This window comes from Paraburkholderia tropica, assembly GCF_914484835.1.
Lineage (GTDB): Bacteria > Pseudomonadota > Gammaproteobacteria > Burkholderiales > Burkholderiaceae > Paraburkholderia > Paraburkholderia tropica_A.
Window position 1 is genome coordinate 44,550 of the sequence record NZ_CAJZAR010000029.1, and the last position, 545, is coordinate 45,094.

Annotated in this window: 1 protein-coding gene; it reads left to right on the forward strand. The window is 69.4% G+C overall.

Annotated features, from left to right (window positions below; all coding sequences use genetic code 11):
* Positions 1-245 precede the first annotated feature (245 nt).
* On the forward strand, positions 246-545 hold a 300-nt coding region (locus LDO54_RS03565), incomplete at its 3' end, for a GntR family transcriptional regulator (protein ID WP_224006454.1).

A 545-nucleotide genomic window follows, 5' to 3' on the forward strand; every position in this document is an offset into this window, starting at 1 on the left:
GCGGCGGGGTGGTGATACGGTTCGATGCGACCTTGCGGCTTCTTCATGCTTCGGCTTCGGATTCGTGAGGGCGGATGGCCCGATGAGGCGAGACTACTGTGTTCCTGTGTCCCTGGTGATCACAGAAATCTGGAAAGCGGAGGGATACAGTTGCGACGATTTGTCATAGACTGGCGGGGTTTGCGCCGGCCGCCCCCGCCGGCCTCCTTTCGCTTGACTTTCTCATGCCCGCGCCGCCTTCCTCCCTGACCCGCTACGAGCAGCTCGCCGACGACATCGAAGCCGCCGTGCGGCGCGGCGTGTTCGGGCCGGGCGAGCGCGTGCCCTCGGTGCGGCGCGCGAGCCAGCAGCACGGCGTGAGCATCAAGACGGTGCTGCACGCTTACGCGTTGCTGGAGAGCCGGGGCGTGATCGAATCGCGGCCGCAGTCGGGCTTTTTCGTGCGCGCGCGGCCGGTGGCGCGCGGGACGGGCGAGGCGGGGCGTGAAAGCGGCGGCGAACGGGGCCACGAAGGCAGCCGCGTGGCGCACGACGCCCGCGCGCGC